This is a genomic window from Pontibacillus sp. HMF3514 (assembly GCF_009858175.1).
Taxonomy (GTDB): domain Bacteria; phylum Bacillota; class Bacilli; order Bacillales; family BH030062; genus Pontibacillus.
Genome location: NZ_CP047393.1, coordinates 1,811,712 through 1,837,100, shown reverse-complemented (window position 1 = coordinate 1,837,100; position 25,389 = coordinate 1,811,712). Strand labels below are relative to the sequence as shown.

The 25,389-nt window shown below is 39.1% G+C and carries 25 protein-coding genes; all 25 read right to left on the bottom strand.

Annotated features, from left to right (window positions below):
- Nucleotides 1-183: 183 nt before the first annotated feature.
- The 25 genes from GS400_RS09490 to rimP all read right to left on the bottom strand — a co-directional run bounded on the left by GS400_RS09490 (nt 184) and on the right by rimP (nt 25,138).
- Complete coding sequence (locus GS400_RS09490; protein WP_160101175.1) at nt 184-1,320, bottom strand: BMP family lipoprotein; 1,137 nt, start codon at nt 1,318-1,320, stop codon at nt 184-186.
- A 124-nt stretch (nt 1,321-1,444) separates the two neighbouring features.
- Nucleotides 1,445-2,170, bottom strand: a complete 726-nt coding sequence (locus GS400_RS09485; protein WP_160101173.1) for a GntR family transcriptional regulator — start codon at nt 2,168-2,170, stop codon at nt 1,445-1,447.
- Nucleotides 2,171-2,614: 444 nt separating this feature from the next.
- Nucleotides 2,615-4,963 carry an FtsK/SpoIIIE family DNA translocase gene (locus GS400_RS09480; protein ID WP_160101171.1) on the bottom strand — a complete coding sequence of 783 codons (2,349 nt, stop codon included), beginning with the start codon at nt 4,961-4,963 and terminating at the stop codon, nt 2,615-2,617.
- A 92-nt stretch (nt 4,964-5,055) separates the two neighbouring features.
- Nucleotides 5,056-5,280, bottom strand: a complete 225-nt coding sequence (locus GS400_RS09475) for a YlzJ-like family protein (RefSeq protein ID WP_160101169.1) — start codon at nt 5,278-5,280, stop codon at nt 5,056-5,058.
- Nucleotides 5,280-6,023 carry a ClpP family protease gene (locus GS400_RS09470; RefSeq protein WP_160101167.1) on the bottom strand — a complete coding sequence of 248 codons (744 nt, stop codon included), beginning with the start codon at nt 6,021-6,023 and terminating at the stop codon, nt 5,280-5,282. Before GS400_RS09470 ends, GS400_RS09475 begins: the two co-directional genes overlap by 1 nt.
- Nucleotides 6,024-6,810: 787 nt before the next feature.
- On the bottom strand, nt 6,811-7,680 hold the full coding sequence (gene dapA, locus GS400_RS09465; protein ID WP_370519781.1) for a 4-hydroxy-tetrahydrodipicolinate synthase: 870 nt from the start codon (nt 7,678-7,680) through the stop codon (nt 6,811-6,813).
- Between the two features lie 26 nt (nt 7,681-7,706).
- Nucleotides 7,707-8,921, bottom strand: a complete 1,215-nt coding sequence (gene dapG / locus GS400_RS09460; protein ID WP_160101163.1) for an aspartate kinase — start codon at nt 8,919-8,921, stop codon at nt 7,707-7,709.
- Between the two features lie 22 nt (nt 8,922-8,943).
- Entirely contained in the window at nt 8,944-9,999 is a 1,056-nt protein-coding gene (asd, locus tag GS400_RS09455; protein ID WP_160101161.1) for an aspartate-semialdehyde dehydrogenase, read from the bottom strand.
- A gap of 99 nt (nt 10,000-10,098) precedes the next feature.
- Nucleotides 10,099-10,689, bottom strand: a complete 591-nt coding sequence (locus GS400_RS09450) for a dipicolinate synthase subunit B (protein WP_160101159.1) — start codon at nt 10,687-10,689, stop codon at nt 10,099-10,101.
- Nucleotides 10,689-11,585, bottom strand: a complete 897-nt coding sequence (gene dpaA, locus GS400_RS09445) for a dipicolinic acid synthetase subunit A (RefSeq protein ID WP_160101157.1) — start codon at nt 11,583-11,585, stop codon at nt 10,689-10,691. Before dpaA ends, GS400_RS09450 begins: the two co-directional genes overlap by 1 nt.
- A 200-nt stretch (nt 11,586-11,785) precedes the next feature.
- Nucleotides 11,786-12,025 (bottom strand): YlmC/YmxH family sporulation protein, encoded by a 240-nt coding sequence (locus GS400_RS09440; RefSeq protein ID WP_160101155.1) that lies wholly within the window; start codon nt 12,023-12,025, stop codon nt 11,786-11,788.
- Nucleotides 12,026-12,367: 342 nt separating this feature from the next.
- Complete coding sequence (locus GS400_RS09435) at nt 12,368-12,541, bottom strand: hypothetical protein (RefSeq protein ID WP_160101153.1); 174 nt, start codon at nt 12,539-12,541, stop codon at nt 12,368-12,370.
- Nucleotides 12,542-13,004: 463 nt separating this feature from the next.
- Complete coding sequence (locus GS400_RS09430) at nt 13,005-14,225, bottom strand: M16 family metallopeptidase (RefSeq protein WP_160101151.1); 1,221 nt, start codon at nt 14,223-14,225, stop codon at nt 13,005-13,007.
- Between the two features lie 11 nt (nt 14,226-14,236).
- On the bottom strand, nt 14,237-15,226 hold the full coding sequence (locus GS400_RS09425) for a polysaccharide deacetylase family protein (RefSeq protein ID WP_160101149.1): 990 nt from the start codon (nt 15,224-15,226) through the stop codon (nt 14,237-14,239).
- Nucleotides 15,227-15,378: 152 nt separating this feature from the next.
- Complete coding sequence (gene pnp / locus GS400_RS09420; RefSeq protein ID WP_160101147.1) at nt 15,379-17,505, bottom strand: polyribonucleotide nucleotidyltransferase; 2,127 nt, start codon at nt 17,503-17,505, stop codon at nt 15,379-15,381.
- A gap of 118 nt (nt 17,506-17,623) precedes the next feature.
- On the bottom strand, nt 17,624-17,893 hold the full coding sequence (gene rpsO, locus GS400_RS09415) for a 30S ribosomal protein S15 (protein WP_160101145.1): 270 nt from the start codon (nt 17,891-17,893) through the stop codon (nt 17,624-17,626).
- A 132-nt stretch (nt 17,894-18,025) separates the two neighbouring features.
- Nucleotides 18,026-18,967 (bottom strand): bifunctional riboflavin kinase/FAD synthetase, encoded by a 942-nt coding sequence (locus GS400_RS09410; RefSeq protein ID WP_160101143.1) that lies wholly within the window; start codon nt 18,965-18,967, stop codon nt 18,026-18,028.
- 26 nt (nt 18,968-18,993) lie between these two features.
- Complete coding sequence (gene truB / locus GS400_RS09405) at nt 18,994-19,908, bottom strand: tRNA pseudouridine(55) synthase TruB (RefSeq protein WP_160101141.1); 915 nt, start codon at nt 19,906-19,908, stop codon at nt 18,994-18,996.
- A 111-nt stretch (nt 19,909-20,019) separates the two neighbouring features.
- Nucleotides 20,020-20,376 (bottom strand): 30S ribosome-binding factor RbfA, encoded by a 357-nt coding sequence (rbfA, locus tag GS400_RS09400; protein WP_027448332.1) that lies wholly within the window; start codon nt 20,374-20,376, stop codon nt 20,020-20,022.
- A gap of 78 nt (nt 20,377-20,454) precedes the next feature.
- Nucleotides 20,455-20,733, bottom strand: a complete 279-nt coding sequence (locus GS400_RS09395; protein ID WP_160101139.1) for a DUF503 domain-containing protein — start codon at nt 20,731-20,733, stop codon at nt 20,455-20,457.
- Entirely contained in the window at nt 20,730-22,928 is a 2,199-nt protein-coding gene (gene infB / locus GS400_RS09390) for a translation initiation factor IF-2 (RefSeq protein ID WP_160101137.1), read from the bottom strand. The genes GS400_RS09395 and infB overlap by 4 nt, the downstream gene beginning before the upstream one ends.
- A 16-nt stretch (nt 22,929-22,944) precedes the next feature.
- The gene (locus tag GS400_RS09385; RefSeq protein WP_160101135.1) at nt 22,945-23,247 is read right to left on the bottom strand and encodes a YlxQ family RNA-binding protein; all 303 of its coding nucleotides are present in this window, start codon (nt 23,245-23,247) and stop codon (nt 22,945-22,947) included.
- On the bottom strand, nt 23,240-23,524 hold the full coding sequence (rnpM, locus tag GS400_RS09380; protein WP_370519780.1) for an RNase P modulator RnpM: 285 nt from the start codon (nt 23,522-23,524) through the stop codon (nt 23,240-23,242). The genes GS400_RS09385 and rnpM overlap by 8 nt, the downstream gene beginning before the upstream one ends.
- A 12-nt stretch (nt 23,525-23,536) precedes the next feature.
- Nucleotides 23,537-24,646: a transcription termination factor NusA gene (gene nusA / locus GS400_RS09375; RefSeq protein WP_160101133.1), complete on the bottom strand. Its 1,110-nt coding sequence runs from the start codon at nt 24,644-24,646 to the stop codon at nt 23,537-23,539.
- A 15-nt stretch (nt 24,647-24,661) separates the two neighbouring features.
- Entirely contained in the window at nt 24,662-25,138 is a 477-nt protein-coding gene (rimP, locus tag GS400_RS09370) for a ribosome maturation factor RimP (protein ID WP_160101131.1), read from the bottom strand.
- Nucleotides 25,139-25,389: the final 251 nt, after the last annotated feature.

Below are 25,389 nucleotides of genomic sequence, written 5' to 3'. Positions count from 1 at the left end.
CACTGTGTTGTTAAATAGTTACTGATTCGTACATAGATCATATCCTATTCCTAACGTGTAAAAATCAGCAAATGAAAAGGGCCGGGACCCGAAAGTTCCTTTTCATTCAATGATTTTTCTTATCTTTTTATTGTTGATTAGAGAAGAAAAAGGCTAGAAAATCTAGCCTTTTTCAATTAATTCTTAAAGAGAGTCTAAATAACTTTGAAGTTCTTCACGTGTGCTTGGAACTTCGACTTCACCATCAACGATTTTTTTCTTCCACTCTTCAACTTTTTGTTTAATTTCATCTGTGTAAGCTTCTTTGTTTGTAGGAGCTACAGAAATAGCATCATCATCTAGACCGTATTTAACGATTTCTCCACCTGGGAAGTTACCGTTCATTGCTTTAGTTGAAATGTCTTGTACAGCAACGTCTACACGTTTAACCATTGAAGTAAGTGTAACGTTATGATCACCAATTTGACCTTCAGCATACTGGTCACGGTCAACACCGATTACCCATACTTGACGGTCTGGGTTACTGTTTTTGATATCTTTTGCTTCGGAGAATACACCGTTACCAGTCGCACCAGAAGCGTGATAAATTACATCAATACCAGATTTGTACATTGTGTTCGCGATTACTTTACCTTTGTCTGCGTTTGCAAATCCACCTGCATACTTAACATCAACTGTGATATCAGGGTTTACAGATTTAACACCTGCGCGGAAACCACTTTCGAACTTCTTGATAAGGTCACCTTCGACGCCACCAACAAATCCAACTTTGTTAGATTCAGTTTTCATAGCAGCTGCTACACCTACAAGGAAAGAACCTTGGTGCTCTTTAAATGTAATACTTGCAACGTTTGACTGATCAACAACAGAGTCTACAATTGCAAAGTTCGTTTCAGGGAAACGCTCTGAAGCTTGAGAGATTGCATCGTTAAGTAAGTATCCAATACCATAAATAAGGTTGTAGTCTTTCTTAACTAGACGAGTAATGTTTGGAAGATAGTCAGCATCGGACTCAGACTGAGCGTAGTTGTAACCATTCGGTCCTTTTTCTAGGCCATTTTCTTTACCGAAAGCTTGAAGACCTTCCCAAGCAGATTGGTTGAAGGATTTGTCATCAACGCCACCTACGTCTGTAACCATCGCTACAGTAAAGTCACCATTTCCTTCTTCACTATTGCCCTCGTTATTAGAACCTTCTTCACTGTTGTTTTTCTCTTCGTTATTTTCTCCACCTGTTTCTTCAGATGATCCACATGCGCCAAGGATCATACCAACTGCTAATAATAAAGCAAAAACTAATAGAAAACGACGTTGTTTCAAATTAATTACCCCCTACGCTAATTTAATAGATTCATAAATTCAAAATGTTCGACAACACGTTGATACCTCTCCCCCATCACCTCCTTAAAGTTCTATCGCCATTATGACATACAATTGAAAGCCCTTACACCCGTTTTCTCAAAACATGGAAACCAAACTTGTCAGCCCGGAAATAGTTTTTTGAGTATAGTACAGGTTCATCTTCATCTGTATAATGCATTTGCTTAAGTAGTAATAAAGATTGATCTGGTTCACAGTCTAAAATCGAATAGAGCCTTTCTTGATAAGATACAGGTTCTAAAAATGTAACCGCATAACTTATTGTTTTATCACTATGTTGTTCTAATAGCTGAAACATCGATCCCCCATGATGAACGTGTTCAATCGGTATCAAATGATCTGGGATTTTATCGATGCAATATACAACAGGTAAATCGTCTGCAGTACGAACACGTTCGATTTTTGCTAATGTTTCGACATTTATAGGATAAAATTTTTTAATGTCCTCTTCTGTTGGTTCAACCATTTCTGTTGACAGAAACTGACTCCCTGGCTTCATACCACCACGTTCGATCATTTCTGTTACACTAAATAGTTCTTCAATACCAGATGAGAACACCGGTTTAGGATTAACAAAGGTTCCTACACCATGTCTACGCGTTACCACATTTTCTTCTTCTAGTATCCGTAAGGCTTCTCGTAACGTAGCACGCGAGACGCCTAGTTTCTTTGATAACTGAAACTCGGATGGAAGTTTTTCTTTTGCTTGATATAAACCGCTATCAATATCTTTTTTAATTTCGTCGATCACCTGTAAATAGAGGTGACGATTATCTGTTTTTATACTCATGTAGTTCACCCCAACCGAATCGCTATGTGAGAGATCTGACATCTGACGTTCGACTCATCACATTCGAGATTAATATAACACTTTTCTCGACATAAATAAATAGAATTCTACTATTTTTATGAAAAAGACCCCATGTCATATTAATCACAATTTTCTAACAAAACGCTTATAAACTGGGAAACATGTGAGTAAGCGATTGCAAGTAGTAGTATGTCATAAAGGTTTTTGTGGAATGATTATGTCCCACTATTTTATGTTGAGATTACTGTTACACCAGTGTTTTTGGAAGGTTTTCGGTTAATTGTTAGAGGATGGTAGAGGTGTGATATCATTGGGCTACTTTTATGCATAATAAAAGGTGCCCAAAACTAGGACACCTTTTGTTGTTCTGTTATAGGAAATTGCATAATATTCGTTGCTAAACGGGCGCTTGCGCCTTTCTTGTTATGACGATCGTTCTTCATTTTGTTGTTGGGAAACGAGTACTTCTCTTGGTTTACTTCCCTCATAGGGACCAACAATATTACGTTCTTCCATTGCATCGATTAGTCTCGCTGCTCGTGTGTAACCAATTCTGAATCTACGTTGTAACATGGAAACACTCGCGCTTTGCATTTCTAATACCATTTGTACGGCATCTTCATATAAATCATCGTCTACTTCTTGTTTTACTTCAGTCTCTTCTTCTGGGATCATTTCTTCTTCATATTGAGCTTTTTGTTGTTCAACACAATAATTCACGACTCGTTCAACTTCTTCATCAGATAAAAAAGCACCTTGTACACGGGTTGGCTTAGAAGCTCCTACTGGAATAAACAACATGTCGCCTCGACCAAGAAGTTTTTCTGCTCCACCTGAATCTAAAATCGTACGTGAATCTGTTTGTGATGAAACGCTAAATGCAATACGAGAAGGAATATTCGCTTTAATAACACCTGTTATAACATCTACAGAAGGTCGCTGAGTTGCAATAATAAGGTGAATACCAGCTGCACGCGCCATTTGGGCTAGCCTTGTGATTGCATCCTCCACTTCATTAGAAGCAACCATCATTAAGTCTGCTAATTCATCTACAAGCACAACAATATAAGGAAGTTGTGGCTGAGTATCCTGACCTTCTTGATTGTGTTTTCGAACATACTCATTGTACCCTTCAATATTACGCGTTCCTGTATCTGAAAATAAGTCATAGCGACGTTCCATTTCTGATACAACTTTCTTCAAAGCTCTAGATGCTTTTTTCGGATCTGTAACTACAGGAGCTAAAAGATGTGGAATTCCATTGTACACATTAAGTTCGACTTTTTTCGGGTCAATCATCATCATCTTCACTTCATGAGGTTTTGCTCGCATTAGGATACTCGTAATAATTCCATTAATACATACTGATTTACCGCTTCCGGTAGCACCTGCAACAAGTAAGTGAGGCATTTTATTCAGTTCAGATACAATAGCATCACCCGAAATATCTCGTCCGAGAGCAAATAATAGTTTCGAGTCACTTGCTGATTTCGAATCCAATACTTCTCGAAGACTTACAGTTGCCACCTCTTGGTTTGGTACTTCAATACCTACTGCAGACTTACCTGGGATTGGTGCTTCAATACGGATATCTTTTGCTGCTAAAGCTAAGGCTAAATCATCATGTAAGTTTACAATCTTACTAACCTTTACTCCCACATCTGGGTAAACTTCATATTTGGTAACAGATGGACCTACGTGAACCTTTGTTACTTTCGCTTTAACGCCAAAGCTTTGGAATGTTTGCTCAAGCTTTTTAACGGTTGCTTGAATTTTAGATCGCTCTTGTTGTTGTGCATTATGTGTTGGTTCAGCTAATAAGTCCATTGTAGGTAAGTGATAGTCTAGATTCTCTACTTCAGTTAATGGCAAGGATTGTGTTATATCCACTTCCTCTTGTTGCTCACCATCTGATGACGTTTGAGCTGCGGTGTTACCATCAGGCTTATCCTGTCCTTCAGAAGAACTTGTATTACTACTATAAGCAACGTCTGTAAAGTCTTGAATTACAGGCTCTTGATCTTCTCCATATTCAATCTCTGAAGGAGCAGACTGTGTATTGTCCATATCTTCTTCTTGTTGTTCCAATTTCTTTTGCTCAGCAGCTTCTTTTTTCTCTTTTTTCTTTTCTGAGTATTGTTCTTTCTGCTCTTTAAGAAGATCCAACTGATTTGAAAAAAATGCTTTTATCCTTTCAACAATTTTCTGCAAGACATTTCCTAGTGATAGATCTGTTAAAAATAAAACGCCAACCACCATTGCAAAAAAGGATACAATTTTCGCTCCTGTTGGGGCAAATAGATAATACGTAAAGGCAAAAAGGGAAGCTCCGATGATACCTCCGCCAAGCTGAGTTGGTGGTAGGTCCCCTTGTAAATAGGCTTGAAAGTGATTCCAAGTTGTTTTAATAATTGAAGGCTCAACATTATTCTTCATTATGGCTTCAAATGTTTGGACATGTGTCAGTAAAAGTATTGCACCAAAAAGTATGTAAAATCCAACAAATCGTTTATGTAAGAATAACGGCCATTTCCTTTGAATCATTAAATACAGACCCACTATTAAGAAAAAGATAGATACTACAATATACCAGATACCAAAGAAAAAGCGGAATAAATTCTCTAGGCCGCTCGGAATTGCCCCCCCAGCAATAGCACTAGCACCGCTTGCAAAAACGGCAAGAAAAATGAAAAGTAAGCCGACCAGCTCAAATTTCACCTGATCTTTCATCTTGGTTTGTTTTTTTGTTTTTTTGCGTTTTTTCTTGGCCATTTCATCACCTCTATTCCTATGACAGAAAGCAGCCTTTACGGCTGCTTTCTTTGTCTATTATATCATATGGATAGAGGATGCGAACAGTTTGTTCACATCTCGATATCTGTCACAGAAAATGTATTACCAGGAATATAACGTTGATCTAAATAATCTTGAGGATCCGTTGAAAGCAGTTGAACAAGCTGAACAGTTCCGTCATCATTGTCATTTACTTTCATACTTTTTCCGTTAACAGACACGATACGTTGTTTTTCATAGCTTTTTGGATCATCTTCGTAAATATCATGTTCGCTTAAAGGTGTGTAATGAATCATTATTGGATCACCGTCTGTTCCCCGTCATTTGATTTGTTAGCTTCAATCATTTCATTAAGTTTTTTGATTGCGTGACTTACACCGCCAACTTCATTAATCAAACCGTATTTCACTGCATCGTCACCAATTACGTTAGTACCGATATCTCTTGTCAAGTTCCCTTTTGCAAACATCAAGTCTTTTAACTTCTCTTCATCAACATTTGAATTTCCAGTTACAAAATTTAAAACACGTTCTTGCATTTTCTCTAAGTACTCAAATGTTTGTGGAACACCTATAACAAGACCGTTCATACGTACTGGGTGAATGGTCATCGTTGCTGTTTCAACGATAAAGGAATAATCCGTTGCAACAGCAATTGGAACTCCAATGGAATGGCCTCCACCTAAAACAATCGATACGGTTGGTTTTGATATTGATGCGATCATCTCTGAAATAGCAAGACCAGCTTCAACATCCCCTCCTACCGTATTTAACAATACAATGAGTCCTTCGATCTTTGGATTTTGTTCAATCGCAATAAGTTGTGGGATTAAATGCTCGTATTTTGTTGTTTTGTTTTTAGGAGGTAACTGAACATGCCCTTCTATCTGACCAATAATTGGTAAAATATGAACATTAGAGTCTGCCGCTTGTGGCACATTGGACTGCCCTAACTGTTGAATTTTTTGCATTAAAGCAGACTGCTGTTGTTGCTGTTGTTGTTGGTCCTGATCCTTGTTTGGTTGATCTTCATTACCCATACATGATCGCTCCTTTCACACTTTCGCTTAGTATGAGCGAAGTTTGGACGAAGCATGCACGAAAATGGAAGTCTCTCCATGCTATCAATAAGAGTTAAAGCTTATAATCCATCTTCGGCGATATCCCCCTAATACGGAAGAATTGGAATAGAGATTAGTTGAGAGCAGTCCGTTGCTTTTGTGAGGAGTAAGGGGGTCAGAGAAACGGCAATACTCCTGTGGAAGACCAGCTGAGCCTCCTCGTTCACTCCGTTCTCTGCGGGGTCTCAACTGCCCTTTCTACCACTGGAGTTTGCCGTTTCCTTCACCCCTTGCTTATATGTAGATTAACGGACCCATGGCTGAATTCATTTATTTCTTGCTTAAGAGAAAAATTATTTCAGATACTAAACACCTTTACATATAAGGCTTTAGATCACTTTGATGCATATATGATTTAACCACATATCCTAAATCAGAAAACCTTACTATAGCTGCGGTTCCGTTAGTCACCATCCGGCTAAGGTGGGCTGTGGAACGGGTTGACTCCTCCGGTAGAAAGGGCGAGCGAGATCCCACAGGAACGAAGTGACGAGGAAGCTCGATCGGTCTTCCGGGGAAAGCAACCCGTTCCACAGCCCGCCGCACTGCATAAACGTAACGGAACCACCCCGCACTAGCTTATTCAACAATCCTTCCATTTAATAATGGAGCAATAACCTTCAGACCCTACTAACTTCAAGTCAATAAAAAACACATGAGATCCCAATGGAACCCCATGTGTTTATAAAATTTCTGATTATATGAATTACAGACTATTCAATGCATTACTTAACGTATTACGCTCTTCTGCTGATAGAGGAATAAGTGGAAGTCTAACGCCTCCAACGTCCATCCCTTTCATCTGAAGAGCCGTTTTAACAGGGGTTGGAGATGGTGCCATGAAGCATGCTTTCATAACTGGCACAACTTTTTGATGAAGTTTTGCAGCTTTTTTTGCCTCTCCATTTTCAAGTGCTCCTAGCATTTCCTGCATTTCATTTCCAATCACGTGAGCGGATACAGAAACAACGCCCGTTGCTCCTACAGCTACTGATGGAAGTGTCATACTGTCTTCACCAGTGTACACAGAAAAGTCATCACTTGTTCTTGCTACAACATCTGTCATTTGATCAAGATCGCCGCTAGCATCTTTTACAGAAACAATATTGTCAATTTCAGATAAACGAACAATCGTATCTGCGTCTACGTTAATAACTGAACGCCCTGGTATGTTATATAGCATGATTGGTAAAGATGTTTCCTTAGCAATACTTGAGAAGTGTTGATAAAGACCTTCTTGGCTTGGTTTGTTGTAATAAGGAGCAACAAGCATTATACCATCTACACCAGCTTGCTCTGCCTTTTTGGTCAGCTCTATTGATGCATGTGTATTATTACTACCAGTACCTGCAATTACAGGAATTCGCTTATTTACCACTTTTACAACGTGATTGTATAAAGCGACTTTCTCTTCTGATGTTAGCGTTGGAGATTCACCTGTCGTCCCTGCTATGACAAGACCGTCAGATCCATTATTAATTAAATATTCTACTAAATGAGTTGTTTTTTCTAAATCGAGATTTCCACGATTATCAAATGGGGTAACCATTGCAGTTAATACTTTTCCAAAGTTCATGGCCTCCATCTCCTTTCAAGTTAACCTTACAAGTTAAGTTCAAACGTTTGGTGTAATGCATTAACAGCTTTCACTAGATCTTCGTCTTTCACAAGCACCCAGATTGTCGTATGACTGTCTGCTGATTGTAAGATCTGTACGCCTGCATCTGTCAAAGTATGAACAATCTTTGCCGCAATACCAGGAACACCTGTAATGCCAGCACCCACTGTTGATACCTTAGCACAATTATGCGTGATTTCAGGCATGTAGCCTAATTTATTTAAAATAGCTGTTGCTTTTTCGGTATAAGCATCAGGAATTGTATAGACAACTCCCATAGGAGAAATGTTGATAAAATCAACTGAAATCCCCGCTTCAGCCATTGATTTAAATACATCAGACTGGAGCTGATAAGGCTCTTCTTTTGCTGTAACCTTCACCTGTGCAATCCCAGATAAATGGGCAATTCCTGTTACCGGACGGTCAGGAATGTCTTTTCCATCTCCATCACTTCTAGATTGCGTAACAAGAGTTCCAAAATCTGAGGAATACGTTGAACGCACACGCAGTGGTACTTTAGCTTGCATAGCGATTTCGACGGCTCTTGGATGAATAACTTTTGCCCCTTGATAAGCTAAATTCACAATTTCATTATAGGTCATCACAGCTAGAGGTCTAGCAGCCTCTACAATTCGTGGGTCAGCTGTCATGATGCCCTCTACATCTGTGAAAATATCAATATATTCTGATTGCAATGCAGCGCCTAAAGCAGCAGCAGAAGTATCACTACCCCCGCGGCCGATTGTGGTCACATCACCTTTTTCTGTCTGCCCTTGGAATCCAGCAACGACCACAACATCATTTGTTTCGAACTCCTGCTTAATACGCTCAGGCTGCATGGCTTTTATTTTAGCTTCTGTAAAATCTTCTGTAGTAAGGAAGCCTGCTTGTGCTCCAGTTAGAGCTGTGGCTTTCAAACCTTTTTCATTCAATTCATTTGAAAACACAATGGACGAAATGACCTCTCCACATGATGTGAGGAGATCTTCCTCTCGCTTTGAAACATTTGTATTTGGAAAGTTAATCAATTCTAGTAATGTATCCGTAGCATATGGAGCACCTTTTCTGCCCATAGCTGATACAACTACAACTACTTTATAACCTTCATCAAGGGCTGTTTGCACATGCCCCATAGCAAGTTGTCGTCCTTCAGCATCCTTAACTGAAGTGCCTCCAAACTTTTGAACTAATACTTTCATGTGGACACCTCAAAACTTCTTTTTATTTCTTTGTAAGCAGTTGTTTTTCAATAAGCTCTTCAGCAATTTGAACTGAATTCCAAGCTGCTCCTTTTAAGAGGTTATCAGACACTACCCAAAGGTGGAATCCTTTATCATTGTCGAGGTCTTTACGGATACGACCTACAAACACATCACGCTTCCCTTCAGCACTTAATGGCGTAGGATAACTTTGTGTAGACGGATCATCTTCTAAGACGATACCAGGTGCGTTTGATAACTGTTGCTTGAAATCATCTACGCTAACATTATCCTTTTCTACCTCAATATAAACACTTTCCGCATGGGAAGTGAAGAAAGGAAGTCTTACGCATGTTGCGGCAACAGGAAGATTATCCGCATGCATAATTTTTTTCGTTTCATTGATCATCTTCATCTCTTCAAACGTATATCCGTTGTCTTGGAACTTATCAATTTGAGGAAGCGCATTAAACGCAATTGGATAATGACGTTCATCCCCTTTTACAGGTAAAATCTCAGCTGAAAGATCTTCTCCTTTAAGATAAGCTTCAGATTGGTTCTTCAATTCGTCGTTTGCTTCATTACCAGCGCCTGATACTGCCTGATAAGTAGAAACAATCACACGGCTTAGACCATACGCCTTACGCAACGGCTCAAGAGCAGCCACCATTTGGATTGTTGAGCAGTTCGGATTCGCGATAATCCCTTTATGCTCCTTAAGATCATCAGCATTCACCTCAGGTACGACAAGAGGCACTTCTGGATCCATACGATAAGCGCTTGTGTTATCTACAACAACTGCACCTCGTTTAACCGCTTCATTAGCTAATGCTTTTGTTACGCCACCACCTGCAGAGAATAGAGCGATATCTACACCTTCAAAACTCTCAGGAGTAGCTTCTTGAATCGTGATATCTTTATTTTGAAAACGTACTGTCTTACCAGCAGAACGTTTTGATGATAATAACGTTAATGTTTGTATAGGGAAATTACGATCTTCTAGAGTTTCAAGCATTTTTTGACCTACCGCACCTGTTGCTCCTACGATTGCTACATGATATTGATGATTGTTTGCCATTTATAGTTTCTCCCTTCCATACAATGCTTTTTTATTACATTAGATTAAATTTTATTTTACCACAGACTCGGGATTTGTTGATACCGACATCCCTCATTTTTACTCTTTATGAGGGATAAGAACTGGTTGGATTTGTTTTAATTCTAATGCATACTCCACTGTCTCTTGTAAACGTGTCATATCTGCCACTAATGAATTTGGCTTTTTCACAAAATCATCCTGGCCATATGGGATAAAGAAGATATTCTTAGTAGCCATAAGACGCATTAAGTTTACTCCGTTTAATCCCAAGGCGTCGTTCGTTGAAATACCCAAAACAACAGGGTTTCCATTTCGTAACGTAGCTTTAGCAGCCATAAGCACAGGAGAGTCTGTGAGTGCATTAGCAAACTTACTCATTGAATTCCCTGTAAGTGGAGCAATAACCATACAATCTAGTGGTCGTTTGGGTCCTAGTGGTTCAGCTTCAGGAATAGTTGAAATTAGTTTCTCTCCTGTTAACTCTTTAATTTTCTCTAAATGATCCGCAGCGTCCCCGAATTTTGTGTCCGTCTTCTGTACTGTGTAAGATACAACCGGAACAACGGTAGCACCTGCTTTTACAAGTCTTTCTATTTCAGGGAAAACTGCTTCATAGGTGCAATGTGACCCCGTCAAGCCAAACCCAATTACTTTGCCTGATAAATCCATTAAAAAGAACTCCTTTCGCCTAATTCTTTTAGTAAAATCTTCGTAATGACTTTCGCCAAAATATTTCCTGCAGTTTTCGGAGCGACAATTCCCGGTAATCCTGGAGCTAGCAAGGCTTTAACTCCTCTTTTCTCAGCATATCGAAAATCTGTCCCCCCTGGTTTGGAGGCTAAGTCTATAATCAAAGCGTGAGACGGCATATTTTGAATGACAGCCGCCGATACGATAGGAGCTGGAATTGTATTGATAATAATGTCACAACCATGTGTGTGATCTTTAAGGTCATGAATGTTAAAAGATGTTAATCCCATCTCATGGATTCGAGCTAAATCTTCTGGCTTTCTTGCTCCTACTTTCACATTTGCCCCTAACGAGTAAAATGAGCGTGCTACACTCATACCTACTCGACCTAAGCCTAGAACTAAAATTTCAGAAGAATGAATGGTAAAGTCTGTATTTTGAATAGCCATCATAATGGTTCCTTCCACAGTAGGAATAGAGTTATAGATCGCTACATCATCTCGATCAAATAGTGGAATTAACGAACGATTGGCTTCTTGCGTAATTTGAGTGAGATAGGAATTCGTAATCCCTGTAAACACGAGGCAATGCTCAGGGGTTTTACTTAACCACTCTTTCGTTAACGTTAATGACTGATTAGAAAATATGGTATCAATTACACCTTTTGGGTTGGTTCCAGGTACGGGAAGGATCACCGCATCAAGTTTTTCAGGTTCCACTTCATCTATGCTTAATTGTTTTGCCCCTGTAAAGCCATGATCGAGTTGATCAAAACCGACTAAAAACAGTGTGGCATCCCATTCGCTTAATCGACGAATCACTTCCAATTGTCTTGCATCTCCGCCAAGTATGGCGATTTTATAATCTGTTAGCATGATTTCACCTCACCTTACACCGAGTAATGTCGCATGATTCTTTCATATCCTATGAGGTTTGAAAAAGAAAGGTGAATGTCCTTATTAGAATAAGTTTAGAGGATTTACTTTGGGAAGCTCTTTGATGGAGGGTTAAATGTGAGGTACGAGGTTTATTACTTTCCATAAAAAAAAGACCCGCAAAATGCAGGTCTCTTCCATTAATGGTCAGGAGGATCAATAATAATCATGTCATCCCCAATCTTTTTAATATCTCTCCAATAGATTCGTACTTCTTCTCCTTCCTTTTTCATACCAAACCATTTGTAACTTGGTACTAAAAAGGATTTTATTTTACCGCTGACTGGATCAATCTCAAGATCTGTTTGCCCTAGCACACCCAGGCGAGCTCCCTGGCGAACATCGACGATTTCTTTTCCACTTAAATCACGATATCTCATACGATCCGCTCCTTTATTCTATCTATATGATCGAAATAAAGGTGACATGCCGAGTTGAATTAGAAAATTAACAGATAGGTAAGAGTTCTGTTCCAATACTGATATACACTTGGCTTATTAAAGATTAGTCCCCTTATCTGGAAGACTTGAAATTGAGATAATGTGCAGTGGATGTCCGTTGCTGGAAAAAGAATAAGGGGTTCAGTGAAACGGCAATACTCCTGCGGAAGACCAGCTGAGCCTCCTCATACGCTACGCTCCTTGCGGGGTCTCATCTGCCCTTTCTACCGCGGGAGTTTGCCGTTTCCCTCACCCCTTTGCTTTTATGGAGATTAACGGACCCTAGTTTCTTGAGCAATAAACGTTACGGACATCTGTTCCGTTATTTTGAACTTTTAAGGCATTTCGAGAGTCGTTACGGACATATGGTACCTTATTTGTGACAAATTGGGTTTTTTCAAGGTGATTTGATGCAAATAACGGAATAAATGTCCGTAAGCTCTTCATAAAAGTCATATTAAGATCAAATAACGGAACAGATGTCCTTAAGCATCACCTCTCCATAATCACTGCGGTTCCGTTCATCACGATTCGGCTAAGGTGGGCTGTGGAACGGGTTGACTCCTCCGGTAGAAAGGGCGAGCGAGATCCCGCAGGAACGAAGTGACGAGGAAGCTGTAAAATAAACAAGGAAGTTCGACTAAGAGCGCTACATCCTGTAGCAACATCGAACGACCCCACGTCGTGTGGGGCCGGGGAAAATCAACCCGTTCCACAGCCCGCCGCACTGCATAAACGCAACGGAACCACCCCGCACCAGCTTATTCCAGATAACTGCCATTTAATGAAAAAATAGATCTAAAAGAGAGTAAAACTAACTAAAAACACATGCAATTTCAAATGTGAAATCGCATGTGTTTACTAATCTTCTTTATAGAGTAAGCACCTACAAAGTAACTCTGTCACAGGTGCTCATATACTAATTTCCTTCAGGAGAAATAATCGCTAATGACTGCTTCCCATTAAATACTTGCTTCATAATACGATCTATTGATGTATGATCAACTTTATCAATCTGTTGAACCATTTCATCTAACGAGCGATGACGGTTTAATAGTAATTCATTTTTACCGTTTCGACTCATTCGGCTATTCGTACTTTCCAAGCTAAGAACGATATTTCCTTTTAACTGTTCCTTACTATTTGTAATTTCTTTTTCAGATAGACCTTCTTTAGTAAACTGATTCACTGTTTTCTCAATCGTATCTTTCAAAACAGGTAATTGATCCTTGTCTGTTCCACCATAGATCGTAAGCAAACCATTATCTAAATGAGAGCTATGATAGGAAAAGATGGAATAAGCAAGTCCTCGTTGTTCTCGTACCTCTTGGAATAAGCGTGAGCTCATGCTTCCACCTAACACATTATTAAGTACGACAAGGTTATAAATATCATCGTCTCCTACTTGTAACCCTTCATATCCCATACATAAATGGGCTTGTTCCGTATCCTTCTTACGGCGAATTTCTTCACCTAAAAACTCAGCTCTATCATACTGACCTGATGTATGTTCACTTGTATAAGAACCAAAGTAAGATTCAACTTTATCGAAAAAGGATTCATCCACGTTTCCTGCTACAGAAACTACAACATTCTCTGGAATGTAAAATTGATTCATAAATTCTTTTGCTTTTTCTGGAGTAAATGATTTTAATGTTTGATCAGTACCCAAGATCGGATAACCCAGTGCATGGTTACCGAAAGATGCTTTAGCTAGTAAATCATGTACAATATCATCTGGAGTATCTTCATACATTTTTATCTCTTCTAAAACAACCTTTTTCTCACGTTCCATTTCTTCCTGATCAAATGTTGAATTAAAGAACATATCAGCAAGAATATCTAAGGCGTGATCGGCGTGGTTGTCTAATACTTTTGCATAGTAGCACGTATATTCTTTTGATGTGAAGGCATTAACTTGTCCTCCAATTGAGTCAAAACTCTCTGCAATGTCACGCGCTGAACGATTTTCGGTTCCTTTAAATAACATGTGTTCTATGAAATGTGACATTCCGTTGTTTGTTTCGGTTTCATTTCGTGAACCAGTAAGAACCCAAACTCCAATGGTGACCGAGCGAACGTTTGGTATTTCTTCTAGTACGATTCTCAGCCCATTAGAGCAAGTATATTTTTTAACCAAGCTACATCCTCCTATTTGTTTGTCTGTTTCTGAGATGTGATATAAATACGTTCCTCATCTAATAATGTGGTAACATTACCAATTTTATATTCTTTCTCTTTTATTTTCAAAATTAAATCAGTTAATCCTTCTGCTACAGGGTCTGTCGGATGCATTAAAATGAATGCGCCATTATGAACTTTACCCATTACCCGATTAATCATAACGGAAGGAGCAGGTTTTTTCCAATCTACTGTATCTACAGTCCAAAGAATCGTTTCCATCCCCAACTCATCCGCTACTTTTATAACATCTTCATTAAAGCTACCACTTGGCGGAGCAAACCATTTTGGCTTGTTACCCGTTATAGACTCCAATATTTTATTAGTATCTTGAATTTGTTTTTGTGATTCTTCTGCACTAAGGTTTTTCATATCTGGATGATTAAAAGCATGATTCCCAATTTCATGGCCTTGCTCATCAATCATTTTAACTAGATCTTCATGTTTGTTAGCCCATTTACCTTCAATAAAAAATGTGGCTTTAACATGTTGCTTTTTCAATATATTCAGTATGGTTGGAATATGGTCTTCCCCCCATGACACATTAATGTTTAATGCTACCATCTTTTTATCAGGATGACCTCGATAAATCGGTGCTGCTGGAAGATCTTCTAATGTGACATCTGGAGGGACTTGTTCAAAAACCAATAAGTCCTCATTAAACTCGCCTTGCTTTTTCATTTTTTTATAAGATTTTTCTACATTTACTTTGATTCCGTTCAGTCCCGGCATCTTTTTCCAAACTTTATGCAAAACTGCATCTTCTGCTGGCTTTGCATACGCTTCAGCTTTAGCCTTGATCTCCTGATACAATTCATCCTGGTCATTTGATACAGGTGCAGAAACATTTTTAATAGAAGCAATATAGTCATTTGAAAACGGGTTTTCGAAAGCTTGATAAGATACAATAACCATTCCAATAAAAACAATAAAAGGCATAATCCGCCGCATTACACTCATCCCTCCTTACCCCAAACCTATGATGGGGGAGGACAAGGTAGAACACTTTTCTATAGCGTACGCGGCTTAATAGCAATGGGCTACTAATCCCAAAATAGAAACATCAACATTACACATAAAAAAAGAAACTGGATAGCCAGCTTCTTTTCATATTAGTTATTCGATGCTTCTTCTTTTTTCTGTTGTTCTTGTTCGCGTAAAGCATCTTTACGAGATAAGTTAACGCGTCCCTGATTGTCGATTTCTTTAACCTTAACTAAGATTTCATCGCCAATTTCAAGAACATCGCTTACTTTTTCAATACGCTCTTCTGCGATTTGAGAGATGTGCACAAGGCCATCTTTGCCTGGGAATAATTCAACAAATGCACCGAACTTCTCGATACGTTTTACTGTACCCATATACATTTGACCCGCTTCTACCTCACGCACAAGGTCTTCGATAATCTTCTTCGCATTTGCGTTTGCATCTGCATCACTAGAAGAAATAAAGACTGTACCATCTTGTTCGATATCAATCTTAACGCCTGTTTCTTCAATGATTTTATTGATCTGTTTACCACTTGGACCAATAACGTCACGGATTTTATCAGGGTTGATTGCCATCTTCATGATCTTAGGAGCATATTCAGAAAGCTCTTCACGTGGTTGTGAAATCGTTTCTGTCATATGATTAAGAATGTCCATACGGCCTTTCTGAGCTTGTTTAAGGGCTTCTTCTAAGATTTCACGAGATAGTCCTTCAATTTTAATATCCATTTGTAGAGCAGTTACACCTTTATCTGTACCTGCAACTTTAAAGTCCATGTCTCCAAGGAAGTCTTCCATACCCTGAATATCTGTAAGAACTGTATAGTCATCTCCAGACTTAACAAGACCCATGGCAATACCAGCAACTGGTGCTTTAATTGGAACACCTGCATCCATCATGGCTAACGTACTTGCACAAATACTTGCTTGAGATGTAGAACCATTGGATTCTAATACCTCAGATACAAGACGGATTGTATAAGGGAAATCCTGTTCAGATGGAATAACTTTTTCTAGAGCACGTTCACCTAATGCACCATGCCCAATTTCACGACGTCCTGGGCCACGAATGGGACCTGTTTCCCCAACACTAAATTGTGGGAAGTTATAGTGGTGCATAAAACGCTTAGATTCTTCTAAATCTAATCCATCTAAAATTTGCACGTCTCCAAGAGCACCTAGCGTACATACAGATAATGCTTGTGTTTGTCCACGTGTAAATAGTCCTGAACCGTGTGTACGTGGTAATACACCGATGCGAGAAGAAAGCGAACGAATCTCATCTGGTTTACGACCATCTGGACGCACCTTCTCTTTCGTAATTAAGCGACGTACTTCTTCTTTAACGATTTTGTCTAGAATAGCTTTAACTTTGGCGATTTTATCACTATCTGCCTCAGCTTCTTCATAAGTTAAAACAACTTCGTCTTTCACTTCTGAGATTGCTTCATCGCGAGCATGCTTTTCTTCTGTCTGAATAGCTTTCACTAAAGCTTCTTTCGCTTTGTCTTCTACTTCAGCAGTAAGATCCTCTTCCGGTTGGAAAAGTGGTACCTCGATTTTTTCTTTAGCAACTTGTGCTGCAACTTCCTCTTGGAATTCAACCAAACGCTTGATTTCTTCATGTCCAAACATGATTGCTTCAAGCATCACATCTTCAGGTACTTCGTCTGCTCCTGCTTCAACCATGTTGACAGCATCCTTGTTACCTGCAACTGTTAATTCAATGTCACTCTTGGCTTGCTGGTCGATCGTTGGGTTAATGATAAATTCTCCATCAACACGTCCAACAATTACACCTGCAATAGGTCCATTGAAAGGAATGTCCGAAATTGTAAGAGCTAAAGAAGACCCTAGCATAGCTGCCATTTCTGTTGAGCAATCCTGGTCCACACTCATTACAGTACTAATAACTTGTACTTCGTTACGGAATCCATCTGGGAACATTGGACGTATAGGACGGTCAATTAAGCGAGAAGCTAGTACAGCTTTTTCACTTGGACGACCTTCACGTTTAATGAAACCTCCTGGAATTTTTCCGACTGCATACAAACGTTCTTCATAATTTACAGTTAGCGGGAAGAATGGTAAATCTTTTGGTTCTTTTGATGCCGTCGCTGTAGATAATACAGATGTATCTCCATAGCGGATCATACAAGCTCCGTTTGCTTGTTTTGCTAATTCGCCTGTATCTACGTGTAGGGTACGGCCCGCTATATTAATGGAGAATGTTTTATTTTCTTCTGCCATTTGTCGTTGTACTCCTCTCAGTAAAAAGTTCTTCACAATTATGTTATGCGTTCATAAGATCGCTCTTATGTACTATTTTTGGCTATAGAAAAAGCGGGAATACCTCCCGCTTTTACCATTAACGACGTAAGCCAAGCTTTTTAATTAGTTCACGGTAACGAGTTACATCGTTATTACGTAAATAATTTAAAAGATTACGACGTTTACCTACCATTTTTAGTAGACCACGACGAGAATGGTGGTCTTGCTTATGCGTACGTAAATGCTCATTCAGATTAGTAATCTGTTCAGTAAGGACAGCGATTTGAACCTCTGGAGAACCAGTGTCATTTTCGTGTGTCTTGTACTCATTGATGAGTGCATTTTTACGTTCTTGTGTGATAGCCATCCTATTCACCTCCTAATTCTTTTTCATCCCCAATCCCCTAGCAAGCGTCGGTGTCTTCGCTTTGCCAAGCGACGGTTAATGTCATACGGATATAAGGGTACATGTTTTTAAGGAAAAATGCAAGGGTTTTACTTAATTGATACCAAAAAATTCACGAATATGTCTTTCATCTTCATGCAATTGATCAATTAATTGGTCAACGCCATTGAATTTTGTTTCTTCACGAATCCGGGTGTACCACTCTATTCGTAATTCTTCCCCATATAAGTCTCCATTATAATCAAAAATATTCACTTCTATTGTCGGCTTTTTTGCTTCTCCTTCGAAAGTAGGTTTAAACCCGACATTCGCCATACCATAGTATGCTTGATCTCCATGATAAACCTTAACTGCATAGACGCCTACTTTCGGTAATAAGAAGTCATCTGTTGGTTTGATATTTGCAGTAGGAAATCCAATTGTCCTTCCGCGCTGATCACCTTGAATCACTTCTCCAACAATAGCATAAGGTCGCCCTAACAATGCTTGAATATCTTGTGCAGACCCTTCTTGAATTTTCTCTCTAATAAGTGTAGAACTGATTTTCGTTCCATCTTGCGTCACTTTGTCCACCACTGTTGAAGAAAATTCATCTCGCGAATGAGAAGGAATAGTTTCCATCGTTCCTCTTCCCTTATGTCCATATGAGAAATCGAAACCAGCTACTACGTGTTTTACATTTAATCCAATAAGGAAATGATCGACAAACTCTTGCGGTAATAATGCCGCTAAATCTGTATTGAATTCTACTAGATAGACTCGATCCATTCCTATTTCATTTAAAATTTTCATCTTTTCATCGATCGGTGTAATGTATTCGACATGTTGCGTTTGCTTCTTTAATACAACAGAGGGATGTGGGTGAAATGTCATCACTGCACTTTCACGTCCTTGTTCCTCTGCGATCGATTTTGCTTTTTTAATAACTTCTTGATGACCATAATGAACCCCATCAAAATATCCAATTGCCAAAACTGTTTCAGGCAATGATTCTTTCTGAAATGAATGGGGGTATTGAAGATGAATAATCTCCATTTCTTTTCACCCTTTTCCGTTCACGACTAGTCATATTGGAACACCCGTACAGGCTTAATTAAATGGGGCTTGTCTGGGTGAATTTGATAGATTGCAAGTAATTTACCATGTTGGCTAATCATACTAAATGGATTTGTTGTTGGCATTTCTTTCGGTTTAGAAAATAAAGTACCATGATACACTTGATCTTCCTCTTCTTGTTTAACATACAGACGGTCTAAATGTCGAACCCCTCGTTCCATAGGCTGTAAATAGTCTTCGATACGTCCTTCATCCATTGCTGTCTGTATTTGTTCAAATGTTACGCCTTCTTCTTTTTCAAAAGATCCTGTTGCTGTTCTCACAAGATGAGACATGTGAGCAGGGTATCCAAGAGCTTTTCCGATATCTACACACAATGTACGGATATAGGTTCCTTTTGAACATGTAATGCTTATTTTAAACGTAGCACTACCTTCAGCATCATATAGGATATGATCTGATAAGAGCGAAATATCATATATTGTAACTGTTCTTTGAGGACGCTCTACTTCGATACCTTCTCTTGCATACTCATATAAGCGCTTCCCTTCTACTCTAACAGCAGAATACATTGGAGGCACCTGGATGATCGTTCCTACAAAACCCTCAAGCGTTTTTTCTAGGTCTTCACGTCCAATTGTTGATGAAACAGCTTTTTGGTCAATAATAGCACCTTCAGCATCTTCAGTCTCTGTAGCATATCCAAGCTTCACTTCTGCTTCATACACCTTCTTGGACTCAGTCACGTACTGCGCTATCTTTGTTCCCATGCCTATACACATTGGCAACATTCCAGCTACCTCAGGATCAAGGGTACCGGTGTGACCAACCTTTTTTGTTCCAAGTATTTTACGCATTTTGATGACACAATCATGTGATGTCATACCAACTGGCTTCCATAATGGCAGGATTCCATCCATAACGCTCACTTCCATTTCCTTATTGGAACTATTTCATACTTTTCATAAAACGTATGTATTCTTTATTACTAATAAAAAGGATAGACTACCGTAAGAGTCTATCCTTTTGCACTAGTCTTCATCTGAAGTATCATTGAGGTCTTGAAGAATGGATTCTATACGATTTCCGTACTCAATCGCTTCATCAAACTCAAATGTGATTTCTGGCGTTTTACGGAGACGGATTCGTTTTCCGATCTCAGAACGGATAAACCCTTTTGCTTTAGCTAAGCCAACTAATGTATCTTGTTTTTGTTTGTCATTACCTAAAACAGATATATATACTTTAGCTTGTTGAAGGTCTCCTGTAACTTTTACTTCTGTAACCGTTACAAAGCCAATACGGGGATCCTTAATTTTCTTTCCAATGATATCCCCTAATTCTTTTTTCATCTGTTCACCGACACGATTTGCTCTTAAATCGCTCATGTTCATTCACCTCTTTGAAAGGAGAGACTGCAATAAATAGTTATTCAAAGAACCCATTCAAGGGTCCGTTTGAAGGTTCTATAACCATATCACGTCTGTAGTCGTTCGTTCAATTTCAGGAAAAGAGTCAATTAGAGCGATGACGCGATTTAACTCTTTCTCAGCTTGAACTTTGTCAGAAGAAATGGTTACAAAACCGAGCAATGTACGCTGCCAAAGATTTTGGAAGTCCAATTCACTGACAGCAACATTGTACTCATTATGAGCTCTAGTAATAATTCGTTTAATTACAGAACGCTTTTCTTTTAAGGAATGTGCTTCATATATAAAGCATTCTACCTCAAGGGAAGCGATCATACTGGTTGAACTTCTTCCATCACGTAGGCTTCGATAATGTCGCCTTCTTTAATGTCGTTGAAGTTCTTAATTGTAATACCACACTCATAGCCTTTATCAACCTGTTTAGCATCGTCTTTATAACGTTTTAAGGTGTCAATTTCACCTTCGAACTGTACAATGCCATCACGGATTAAACGCACACCAGAGTTACGTGTGATTTTACCTTCTGTAACATAACTTCCTGCAATGGTTCCGATCTTAGACACTTTAAATGTTTCACGTACTTCAGCTTGCCCAATAATCTTCTCTTCAAAAGTAGGATCAAGAAGACCTTTCATTGCAGCTTCGATTTCTTCCATAACCTTGTAGATAATGCGGTGTAGACGAATGTCAACATTTTCTGTTTCAGCTGTCTTCTTCGCATTAGCATCTGGACGCACATTAAATCCAACAACAATTGCGTTAGAAGCAGAAGCAAGAATAATATCAGATTCTGTAATCGCACCAACACCAGTGTGAATAATCTTAACTTTTACGCCTTCTACTTCGATTTGTTGTAGTGAAGATGCAAGAGCTTCTGCAGAACCTTGTACGTCAGCTTTAATGATGATATTGATTTCTTTCATATCACCTTGCTTGATTTGTTCGAATAAGTCATCAAGGCTAACTCTCGCTTTTTCTCCACGTTGCTCTTCAATTTGCTGTTGTTGTCTTGCTTCACCAACGGAACGTGCTTTCTTCTCATCTTCAAATGCAATAAATCGATCGCCAGCTTTTGGTACATCACTTAAACCTGTAATTTCAACTGGTGTTGAAGGAGCTGCAGTCTTAACGCGTTTACCAAGGTCGTTAACCATTGCACGTACACGCCCGAATGTATTACCTACAACAATAGGATCTCCTACATTAAGAGTTCCGTTTTGAACAAGAAGGGTTGCAACAGAGCCGCGTCCTTTATCAAGTTCTGCTTCGATAACTGTACCCATAGCTAAACGGTTAGGATTTGCTTTTAGTTCTTCAACTTCTGAAACAAGAACAATCATTTCAAGGAGGTCGTCAATTCCTTCACCCTTTACAGCTGAAAGGTGTACGAAGATTGTATCGCCACCGAATTCTTCAGGGACCAGGTTGTATTCCATTAGTTCCTGCTTAACTCGGTCAGGGTTTGCGCCTTCTTTATCCATTTTGTTAACAGCAACAATAATTGGCACTTCAGCAGCTTGAGCGTGGTTAATTGCTTCTTTTGTTTGAGGCATAACACCGTCATCAGCTGCTACAACAAGAATCGCAATATCTGTTACTTGTGCACCGCGAGAACGCATGCTTGTAAAAGCTGCGTGACCTGGTGTATCTAAGAACGTAATTTTCTTATCGTTCTCCTCAACTTGATAAGCACCGATATGCTGCGTGATTCCACCAGCTTCTCCAGCAGTTACCTTCGTCTTACGGATAGAGTCAAGAAGAGTCGTTTTACCATGGTCTACGTGACCCATAATCGTTACAACAGAAGGTCGTTCAACTAAATCAGCAGGATCGTCATCCTGAATGTAGTTTTCAAAGTCTGTTTCATCAACGATTACTTCTTCTTCTGCTGCGACACCATACTCGTCACAAATTAGTTCAATGGATTCTGGCTCTAAGTCTTGGTTCTTTGTAGCCATAACTCCTAAGAACATTAACTTCTTAATAATTTCAGAAGAGTCTTTGTGTAGTTTCTCTGCTAGTTCTGCAACCGTTAGACTACCTGTGTACGTAATCTTTTCAGGAAGTTTCATTTGTGGACGCTGTTTTTGTTGCTTTCCACCTTGGTTTCTTCCTTGGTTGTTTCTGTTATTGTTGTGGCGCTTGTTGTTATTATTGTGTTTCTTCTTGTTGTTTGGTTTTTGATTTTGCTGTTTATTTGTATTATTCATAGATTGGTTTTGGTTTTGATCTCTTTTCTTCTGCCCTTGAGCAGATTGATTTTGTTGGTTTTGAGGCTTTTGCTGATTACCTTGTTGCTTTTCCTTTTTCTGTTCGTTTTGAGCAGGCTTTTGTTGATTACCTTCACTCTTTTTTCCGCCGAACATTTCATCTAAACGTTTCTTAGTATCTTCTGTGATGGTAGACATGTGATTAGACACTTCAACATTCAGGCTTTCTAACTTTGTTAAAACATCTTTACTTGTTACGTTTTTCTCTTTGGCATATTCATATACGCGCATTTTTGTCATACATTCACCCCCGAATTTATTCATCGAGCAAGGACATGATCTTCTTTGCAAAACCATGTTCAGTAATAGCGATTGCTACTCTACCTGACTTTCCAATTGCATTTGACAATGTATCTCGATCATCAACCTCTCTGAGAGGTACTTCGTAGGATCGACATTTATCCGTAAGCTTTTTCTTTGTATTCACCCCGGTGTCTTCAGCAATCAAGATAAGATAGGCTCGGTTACGTTGAATGTCACGAATGATGGCTTCTTCGCCTAATGTACATTTTCCAGCCCGGAAAGCAAGTCCCACCATATTTAAATAAGAACTATTCATTCGCTTCCTCATTTACAATATTCAAAAGCTTCTCATAGATCTCTTCATCTACTTTCGCCTTTAAATGATGTGATAGAATATTCTTCTGTCGGGCTGTTTCAATCACAGATGAATCTTTTGTTAAATAGGCACCGCGTCCGTTTTGTTTACCCGTTTCATCAATAAAGACTTCACCTTCTTTATTGCGAACGACACGGATCAATTGTTGTTTAGGCATCATTTCTTTCGTAACGACGCACTTACGTAAAGGCGTCTTCTTCTTTTTCATAGGAGCCATCTCGAGACCTCCTTATTCAAATGGATCTTCATCGATCTCAGAATAAGTATCCTCATCACTTGTTTGAGAAGGATCAAGTGTGCCATCCTCTAATGCTTCTGATTCACTCTTAATATCAATCTTCCAGCCTGTTAGCTTAGCTGCAAGACGTGCATTTTGACCACGCTTACCGATAGCTAATGAAAGCTGGTGATCTGGTACAATTACGGTTGTTGCTTTTTCTGCTTCATCTACACGGACTTCAAGTACTTTCGCAGGACTTAAAGCGTTAGAAACAAATACAACAGGATCTTCTGACCACTGAACAATGTCAATTTTCTCGCCCTTAAGCTCATTTACAATGGCTTGTACACGTTGACCTCTTTGTCCTACACAAGAACCTACTGGATCGATTTCAGGATCTGGAGCATATACAGAAATCTTAGAACGATCGCCCGCTTCACGAGCAACAGAATTAATTTCTACAATTCCATCGTAAATTTCAGGTACTTCCATTTCAAATAAACGCTTTAATAGACCAGGGTGTGTGCGTGATACATAGATGTGTGGTCCTTTATTTGTGTTTTCCACTTTTGTGACAAACACTTTTAATCGATCGTGAACATGATATTCTTCTGTAGGCATCTGTTCACTAACCGGTAGACGTGCTTCAACTTTTCCTAAATTCACATAAGTGAAACGTGCATCTTTACGTTGAATAATACCTGTCATCACATCTTCTTCGCGATCGACATATTCACTAAAGATAACACCTCGTTCTGCTTCACGTACACGTTGTGTAACCACTTGTTTCGCTGCTTGTGCAGCAATTCGACCGAAGTCTTTTGGTGTTACTTCAACCTCAATTACGTCTTCTTCCTCGTAGTTCGGATTGATTTGCTTCGCTTCATCTAATGAAATTTCTTGTTGAGGATCTAATACATCATCTACGATTGTCTTTTGAGCGTACACATGCATTCCACCTGTGTCCTCATCTAAATCAACGCGTACATTTGTAGCAGATTTAAAATTTTTCTTATAAGCAGAAATCAAAGCAGCTTCTAATGCTTCCATCAGAACGTCCTTGTCGATTCCTTTTTCTTTTTCTAAATAATGAATGGCATCAAACAGCTCGCTACTCACTGTCATATCCCCCTTTTAATTAAAACTAACAGCTAAACGTGCTTTCGCAATTTTATCGAATGGAACTTCAATATCTTTACTGCGCGTTTTTACTTTTATTTCGATTGTAGCTGTATCATTCTCGAAGGATTTTAACTCTCCTTCAAGTTCCTTTTCACCATCAATATGTTCATATAATTTCACGTGAACATGATGACCCACGTGCTTTTCAAAGTCTTTCTTAGTCTTCAATGGACGCTCTGCACCAGGTGAAGATACTTCTAAAAAGTAAGGGAACGTTATGGGGTCTTCCTCATCAAGCTTCTCACTTAATTGCTCACTTACCTGGCCACATTCTTCAATTTCTACGCCACCTTCTTTATCGACATACAATCGCAGGAACCAGTTTTTCCCTTCTTTTACGAATTCAGTATCTACAAGTTCAAGATTCATGTCATCAAGAATTGGCTGAACCAGTTTTTCTGTTACTTCAATTACGTTTTGCTCGCCCAACTTGAATTCCCTCCTTTTCACTTCATAAACAGTTTGCCTTACGTATAAAATTCCCTGCTGAGGCAGCAGGGAATAGCGTCGTTCGGTGGACAAATTAGGCAGTAACACAAAAGAGTGGGAAGCCCCACTCTTCTTCACTAGTACTTATCATTTATCATACCAACAAAAATATACCATACCTTGACGATTTTAGCAAGAGAGACTAAAAGCGGAGAGGACTGGTAAGGAACGTACAGAGAGCTAAGATCTCC